The 7066-nt window shown below is 71.1% G+C and carries 8 protein-coding genes; 4 read left to right on the top strand and 4 right to left on the bottom strand.

What is annotated here, in order from left to right; translation table 11 throughout:
- Positions 1-618: maltotransferase domain-containing protein (locus ICC28_RS35055; protein ID WP_188292850.1), on the bottom strand; the 618-nt coding region annotated here is incomplete at its 3' end.
- 76 nt (positions 619-694) lie between these two features.
- Positions 695-985, bottom strand: a complete 291-nt coding sequence (locus ICC28_RS35050) for a DUF5133 domain-containing protein (protein ID WP_188292849.1) — start codon at positions 983-985, stop codon at positions 695-697.
- A 297-nt stretch (positions 986-1282) separates the two neighbouring features.
- Between ICC28_RS35050 and ICC28_RS35045 the strand changes: the two genes are divergently transcribed.
- Together ICC28_RS35045 and glgX are read left to right on the top strand one after the other, a co-directional pair.
- Positions 1283-1795: a pep a2 gene (locus ICC28_RS35045; protein ID WP_188292848.1), complete on the top strand. Its 513-nt coding sequence runs from the start codon at positions 1283-1285 to the stop codon at positions 1793-1795.
- Positions 1792-3936, top strand: a complete 2145-nt coding sequence (gene glgX / locus ICC28_RS35040) for a glycogen debranching protein GlgX (RefSeq protein ID WP_317454151.1) — start codon at positions 1792-1794, stop codon at positions 3934-3936. The genes ICC28_RS35045 and glgX overlap by 4 nt, the downstream gene beginning before the upstream one ends.
- A gap of 2 nt (positions 3937-3938) precedes the next feature.
- On the opposite strand, the gene ICC28_RS35035 is transcribed toward glgX, so the two are convergent.
- Positions 3939-4742: a VOC family protein gene (locus tag ICC28_RS35035; RefSeq protein ID WP_188292847.1), complete on the bottom strand. Its 804-nt coding sequence runs from the start codon at positions 4740-4742 to the stop codon at positions 3939-3941.
- A 168-nt stretch (positions 4743-4910) separates the two neighbouring features.
- Here ICC28_RS35035 and ICC28_RS35030 point away from each other — a divergent pair, with 168 nt between their 5' ends.
- Positions 4911-5240, top strand: a complete 330-nt coding sequence (locus tag ICC28_RS35030; RefSeq protein WP_188292846.1) for an ANTAR domain-containing protein — start codon at positions 4911-4913, stop codon at positions 5238-5240.
- A gap of 13 nt (positions 5241-5253) precedes the next feature.
- Here the strand turns inward: ICC28_RS35030 and ICC28_RS35025 are convergent, their stop codons facing one another.
- Positions 5254-6042 (bottom strand): RNA polymerase sigma factor SigF, encoded by a 789-nt coding sequence (locus ICC28_RS35025; protein WP_188292845.1) that lies wholly within the window; start codon positions 6040-6042, stop codon positions 5254-5256.
- Between the two features lie 503 nt (positions 6043-6545).
- Between ICC28_RS35025 and ICC28_RS35020 the strand changes: the two genes are divergently transcribed.
- Positions 6546-7061 carry a hypothetical protein gene (locus tag ICC28_RS35020; RefSeq protein ID WP_188292844.1) on the top strand — a complete coding sequence of 172 codons (516 nt, stop codon included), beginning with the start codon at positions 6546-6548 and terminating at the stop codon, positions 7059-7061.
- Positions 7062-7066: the final 5 nt, after the last annotated feature.

Below are 7066 nucleotides of genomic sequence, written 5' to 3'. Positions count from 1 at the left end.
ACGGGGGAAGAACTCGTACCAGGCGCCGTACAGGGCCCGCTCGCGCTCCACCAGCAGCGGCAGCGGCTCGGAAGCGGTGACCGGCTCCCGCAGCGGATACCGCGACAGCAACTCCTCCACCTCGGGCCGGAAGGCGGCCGCCAGCCGGGTCGCGACCGGCAGCGAGTCGTCGCGCAGCGTCTCGACGGCGGCACGGATCACCCGCCGCTCCTTGCGGGGCACCGAGGCCGCCGCCCGCTCGTGGATGTCGGCGCCCTCCTCCAGGACCAGCCCGGTGTCGATCCCGGCCGGAATCTTGATGCGGGCGTGGTGCCGCCAGGTGGTCACCGGGTCGCCCCAGGCCTCGACGTGGAACGTCCACCGCCCGGGAGCCGTCGGGGTGACGTCGGCGCCCCAGCGGTCGGTGCCCGGGGCCAGCTCCCGCATCGGCGTCCAGGGGCCCGGACGCCCCTGCGGGTCCCGGAGGACGACATTGGCGGCGACGGCGTCATGACCCTCGCGGAACACGGTGGCCGAGACCTCGAACGTCTCACCCACGACCGCCTTCGCCGGGCCGCCCTCCACGGCCGGTCGCACATCCCGCACGGGGATACGGCCGATGCCCGGGGTTGCCTTCATGGTCTCGCCTCTCCACCGTGCCGGTGGCCGGGCCCAGGGGCCCGGCCGGGGGGAATGCAAGCTGCGCCGAACGGGGCTACGTTCCCGCCGGGGAACGCCGCGTGGCCGCCAGACGGGGGCCGCCGGCCGGAACGACGTGCTGACTCTGTTCGCGCAAATAGGTGCCGAGGCTGGTGCGCAGATAGCGCTCGGCGGCGTCCGCGGCCTCGCGCGCGCACCGTTTGCCCATCAGCACGCACAGCGTGTACCCCGCGTCCTCGAAGGTGGCCCGCACATTGCGGTCGGTCGGAGCCGCGAGCATGAGACGTTCCCAGGCGCGGTAGCGCCGCAGTTGGCGGGCGACTTCGGCTTTGGCCGGTAGCAGCATGAGGCCGTTCACCTTCCGGGTCGGTGGGCGCGCGGCCCGAGGGGCGCGCGGTGGCCGGGTGCGGACACACGACACCGCTCCGGGGCGTCGAGGTCTTCACTCATGGTGCATGTGCAACGACCCAGCGTCTTGTTAGAGCTTCAACGACCCGGCGTGTCGCTCTCGTGTTGCACGAATGGCGTAGCACTCCCACGCTTGAGGTGACTCAGAAGCGATCAGTGCTCACGCTTCGCGTTCGGGGCCCGTCCCGCGGGGACGGGGGAAGCGCTGAGTCTCGCCGGTGAGGAGCCAACGACGATGAAGACCGCAGTGCCCTGCTACTACCACCTCGACGTGGAAGTCAGTCCGGAACGGGTCGGACAGGTCAGGCGCATCCTGGCCGCTCACCTGAAGTACTGGCACCTGGACAACCTCGTACAGCCCGTATGCGGCGGCGCCGAACTGCTGCTGAAGGCCATCGACGAGCACGCGACGGACAAGAGCACGTCGATCGAGATGTGGTGGAACGGCCAGCACCTCATCACCGCCATCGGGGGCAACGACCGCGACCTGCGCCCCGACCAGGACCTGCGCGGCTGCCTGCAGCACCTCGCGGCCACCAGCGACGGCTGGGGCTGCTGCGCCACGGACACCGGCGGCAAGGTCATCTGGTTCTCGCAGCGGGCCCGTGCCGGCGGGCGCATCCCGCTCGTGCCGACGGCCCCGGCACCGAGCCTGCGCGAGGTGCTCCAGGTGCCGCGCGACGTTCCGGCCGCCCTGCTGGCCGACCCGGCGAGCACCCCGGACGGGGTGCTGGAGGAGGCGCGGTGACCGCGCCCGAGCACCGGAAAGGGGTGCCCGCCTGGAGCGGGCACCCCTACCCGTTGGGCGCCGCCTACGACGGACAGGGCATCAACTTCGCCCTGTTCAGCGAGGTCGCCGACCACGTCGAACTGGTCCTCGTCGACGACGACGGCAACCACACCGGCGTGGCGATGACCGAGGTCGACGGCTTCGTCTGGCACTGCTTCCTGCCGGGCGTGGGCCCGGGACAGCGCTACGGCTACCGGGTGCACGGGCCCTGGCAGCCCGCCCTCGGCCACCGGTGCAATCCGGCGAAGCTGCTCCTGGACCCGTACACCCGCGCGGTCGACGGTCAGATGGACAACCACGCCTCCCTGTTCGAGCGCACCCCCGGCGGCCCCTCCCCGGCCGACAGCGCCGGGCACACCATGCTCGGCGTGGTGACCGACCCGTACTTCGACTGGGGCGACGACCGCCCGCCGCGGCGGCCGTACGCCGACACGGTCATCTACGAGGCCCACGTCCGCGGCCTGACCCGCACCCACCCCGACGTCCCCGAGGACCTGCGCGGCACCTACGCCGGGCTCGCGCACCCCGCGGTCGTCGAGCACCTGACCTCGCTCGGCGTCACGGCCGTGGAGCTGATGCCGGTCCACCAGTTCGTCCAGGACGGCGTGCTCAAGGACCGGGGCCTGTCCAACTACTGGGGCTACAACACGATCGGCTTCTTCGCCCCGCACAACGCCTACGCCGCCCACGGCACCCGCGGACAGCAGGTCGCCGAGTTCAAGTCGATGGTGAAGACGCTGCACGCGGCCGGCCTCGAAGTGATCCTCGACGTCGTCTACAACCACACCGCCGAGGGCAACGAGAAGGGCCCCACCCTCTCCTTCCGCGGCATCGACAACGCCTCCTACTACCGCCTGGTGGACGGCGACTGGTCCCACTACTACGACACCACCGGCACCGGCAACAGCCTGCTGATGCGGCACCCCTACGTCCTCCAGCTGATCATGGACTCGCTGCGGTACTGGGTGACCGAGATGCACGTCGACGGCTTCCGCTTCGATCTCGCCGCCACCCTGGCCCGCCAGTTCCACGAGGTGGACCGGCTGTCGGCGTTCTTCGACCTGATCCAGCAGGACCCGGTGATCAGCCGCGTCAAGCTGATCGCGGAACCCTGGGACGTCGGCGAGGGCGGCTACCAGGTGGGCAACTTCCCGCCGCTGTGGTCGGAGTGGAACGGCAAGTACCGGGACGCCGTACGGGACTTCTGGCGCACCGAGCCGCACACCCTGGGCGAGTTCGCCTCCCGGCTCACCGGCTCCTCCGACCTGTACCAGCACAGCAGGCGCCGGCCGCGCGCCAGCGTCAACTTCGTCACCGCGCACGACGGGTTCACCCTGCGCGACCTCGTCTCCTACAACGACAAGCACAACGAGGCCAACGGCGAGGGAAACCGGGACGGCGAGAGCACCAACCGCTCCTGGAACTGCGGCGCCGAGGGCGACACCGCCGACGAGGCCGTCCTCGAACTCCGTGCCCGCCAGCAGCGCAACTTCCTCGCCACCCTGCTGCTCTCGCAGGGCATCCCCATGCTCGGCCACGGCGACGAACTCGGCCGCACCCAGCGCGGCAACAACAACGCCTACTGCCAGGACAACGAAGTCTCCTGGATCGACTGGCGGTTGACCGACGAGCAGCGCGAACTCGCCGACTTCACCCGGCATGTCATCGCCCTGCGCCGCGCCCACCCCGTGCTGCGCCGCCGCCGCTTCTTCCGCGGCGAGACGGTCACGCACGCGGGCCAGCCGCTGCCCGACCTGGTGTGGCTGCTGCCCGACGCACGCGAGATGACGGAGGAGGACTGGCAGCGCTCCGACGCGCACTGCGTCGGGGTCTTCCTCAACGGCGACGCCATCGCCGAACCCGACCCCTGCGGCAGGCCGCTGGTGGACGACTCCTTCCTGCTGCTGCTCAACAGCTACTGGGAGCCGGTGGAGTTCCTGCTGCCCGACGTCACCTACGGCGAGCGCTGGACGACGCTGATCGACACGGCGGAGACGCAGGGCGCGCCCGACGAGGCCGAGCACAAGGCGGGCACGGGCATGACGGTGGAGGCGCGGAGCCTGGTACTGCTGTCACGGCCCTCGCGCAGCGGCGGCTGAGATCAGCGTTGGCGGTGCGAGGTCACCGTGAACTGGGCGCCGTCCTGGTCCCGCAGCACCGCCTCGTCGCCCGACTTCGTCAGCACGCTGCCGCCGTGCAGCTCCGCCGCCCGGGCGCAGGCCGCCACGTCCGCGACCGCGAAGTGGACCTGCCAGTGCGGCCGGATCGTGGGGTCGGGGGCGGCTCCCAGCGCCCCCGACTCGATCCGCGCCACCACATCGCCGCGGCTGCGCAGGACGACCTCGCCGCCCTCGTAGTGCACCTCGCAGCAGCCGGGCCGCTCCGACGCCCAGTCCAGGACCTCGCCGTAGAAGATCGCGGCGTCGAAGGCGTCGCGGGTGTGCAGGCTGATGAAGGTCGGGGTGGAGCGGCGCCAGGACTCCCAGTCGCTGAACAGTTCCCCCTCCCAGATCCCGAAGGTCGCGCCGTCCCGGTCGGCGAGGAGGGCCGCCCGGCCCGGCGGGAAGGAGAGCGGTCCGACCGCGGCCGTGCCGCCGCGCTCCTGCACCCGCGCCACCGCCTCGTCGGCGCTGGGCACCGCGAAGTACGGCGTCCAGGCGACGGCCATCTGCCACATCGCGGCCACGCCGGCGATCCCGGCGACCGGTACTCCGTCCGCCAGGGCGATCCGGAAGCGCTCGCCGAGCTTGCCCGTGCGCCACTGCCAGCCCAGAACGGCGCCGTAGAACTCCTTGGTGGCCTCCAGGTCGCGGCTGGTCAGACTCACCCAGCACGGTGCGCCGAAGACGGAGTGCGTGGAGACGATGCTCTTGGTGCCGCTGGGGCCTGTCGTGTCGTGGTTCATGGAAGTCGCGTCCTGGTCTCGCCGGCCGGCGGCCACCGGCTTCTCTTCCCAGTGTCCGGCCGTTACCCCTACGGGCGCTCGCCGAGTACCCCGCGCGGCGCGCCGAAACAATGATGATTCCACCCTGCGCCCGCTGGCATACCGCCGCACGAGTGACACGATGGAGTCGTGACCCGGGGTCCGCACGAACCAGCCGACGAGACCGACCGCATCTCCGAGCTCCAGGAAGAAGTCCAGCAGCTCAAGGAGGCCGTCACCTCGCACGCCGTCGTGGACCAGGCGATCGGCATGGTCGTCGCGATGGGCCGGGTCACCCCGGACGCGGGCTGGGCGGTGCTGAAGGAGGTGTCGCAGCACACCAACATCAAGCTCCGCAACGTCGCCGACCTGATCCTGATCTGGGGCCGCGACGGAGCGATGCCGCCCGAGATCCGCGCCGAACTGGAGGCGGCCCTGGACCGCCACAGCCCGACGCAGATCCCGGGGGCCCCCGAGTGAACGACCGGGGACCTCAGCGGACCCCGGCGAGCAGCTCCTCCCGCAGCTGCGCGAAGCAGCCGCTGAGCAGCCGGGAGACATGCATCTGCGAGATGCCCAACTGCTGGGCGATGCGGCTCTGTGTCATCCCGCCGAAGAAGCGCAGGTAGAGAATGGTCCGCTCGCGCTCCGGGAGCTTGTCCAGGCAGGGCCGGACGGCCACCCGGTCGACGACGAGGTCGTAGCCCGGGTCGGGCCCGCCGATCGCGTCGCCCAGGGCGTAGCCGTCGGTGCCGGGCATCTCGGCCTCCAGGGACAGCGCGGAGAAGCACTCCAGCGCCTCCATCCCGGTCCGTACCTCGCCCTCGCTCAGCTGTGCGTGCCGGGCGATCTCCTTCACGGTCGGGGCGTGTCCCGGTGTCGTCTGGGACAGCTCCTTGGTCGAGTGCCGCACGCGGTTGCGCAGGTCCTGGACCCGGCGCGGTACGTGCAGCGTCCACATGTGGTCGCGGAAGTGCCGTTTGATCTCACCGGTGACCGTGGGCACGGCGTACGCCTCGAAGGCGCAGCCGCGCGCCGGGTCGTAGTGGTCGACGGCCTTGACCAGGCCGAGCGCCGCCACCTGGTAGAGATCCTCCAGGGACTCGCCGCGGCCCTTGAACCGGACCGCGATCCGCTCGGCCATGGGCAGCCACGCCCGGACCAGTTCGTCGCGGAGCGCCTTGCGTTCCTCGCCCTCCGGCAGCCGTGCCAGTCGTTCGAAGGCCTCGGCGGTGTCGGGAGCGTCGTGGTGGGGGTGCTTGGTTCTGCCGGCGGTACGCATCGAGCGCGCCTCCCTCAGCAGATGCTGGATGGACAGACATCGTGGGAGGCGTGCGGTCAGGGACTCGCGGAGAACGTCCGGAGCCCGGCCGAAGCGGCTCCCACGGACGTGCCTCCTGTCCGAAGCACATAACGGAGAATTCCCGGCGCCGGAGGTTCCGAAACAATTCGGGGAATTTCCTGGAGGAAAACCCGGGCGGCGGAACATAACGGAATCGGAAGAATTCGGTGAGTGAAAATGCGCGGCCTTCGGCGGGGGCGTCGACGGGCCGCGCGCCCGCGCCGTGGCGCCGCGTCCGCGGGATGCCGCCGATCATGGCCGTGGACGTGATGTGCGGCACGCTCCGGGGCGGGGCCGCCCGCAGGCCGGCCGGATTGTGCCTGGGCAGCGCTTGATCGGCGATCAGACGTGCCGAATGCGCTGGCCACAGCGCATTCCGCGCATTTGACAGTGCGCTCGGCGCACAGATAGGAAGCAGCTCTCTGAGGTCGAAGAGGTGCAGTGTGTGCGAGCCGAACGTGGTCGGGGACTGGCAGGAGTACGACGAGCATGCCGGTCTGCGGGTCCGCGTCCACCGTCTGGAGAAGTCGGAGCCCCCGCGAGGACGTGACGACGCCGCCGAGGGACTGACGTACTTCAGTGTCCGCGTGACCGTCGAGAACCGCGGTGAGCGGCACTTCGGGATCCATCTGGAGGACGGCCAGATCGACGTGCGGATCGGCCCCGACGGCGAGAGCGCCTTCCTCGACTGGCGCAGCACGCAGTTCATCGAGGGCTTCGACGTCTACCCGCTGCGCCGGGCCACCGCCGTGCTCTACGCGGCCGGGCCGGAGGCGAGCCTGAGCCAGGTCGACGTCCAGATTCAGCTGCGCGTCGACGAGGAGTGGACCGACCGCCGGCTGTGGGCGGGCGGCATCGGGCTCGACCAGGGCCATGCCCCCGTCGGCGCCGGGCGGGAGAGCCTGGCGCACCAGATCGACACCTTCCTGCGGGAGCAGGCGGAGGAGGGCACCGCCTGACCCGC

Origin of the sequence: Streptomyces sp. TRM68416 (assembly GCF_014596915.1) — a bacterium.
Taxonomy (GTDB): Bacteria; Actinomycetota; Actinomycetes; order Streptomycetales; family Streptomycetaceae; genus Streptomyces.
The sequence above is the reverse complement of the archived record's forward strand: the minus strand, read 5'-3'. Positions and strand labels throughout refer to the sequence as shown.

Coding starts and splice junctions, on each gene's coding strand:
- ICC28_RS35025 (WP_188292845.1), bottom strand. CDS start 6,042: ATGCGTACCGCCGGCAGAACCAAGCACCCCCACCACGACGCTCCCGAC.
- ICC28_RS35050 (WP_188292849.1), bottom strand. CDS start 985: ATGCTGCTACCGGCCAAAGCCGAAGTCGCCCGCCAACTGCGGCGCTAC.
- ICC28_RS35035 (WP_188292847.1), bottom strand. CDS start 4,742: ATGAACCACGACACGACAGGCCCCAGCGGCACCAAGAGCATCGTCTCC.
- ICC28_RS35045 (WP_188292848.1), top strand. CDS start 1,283: ATGAAGACCGCAGTGCCCTGCTACTACCACCTCGACGTGGAAGTCAGT.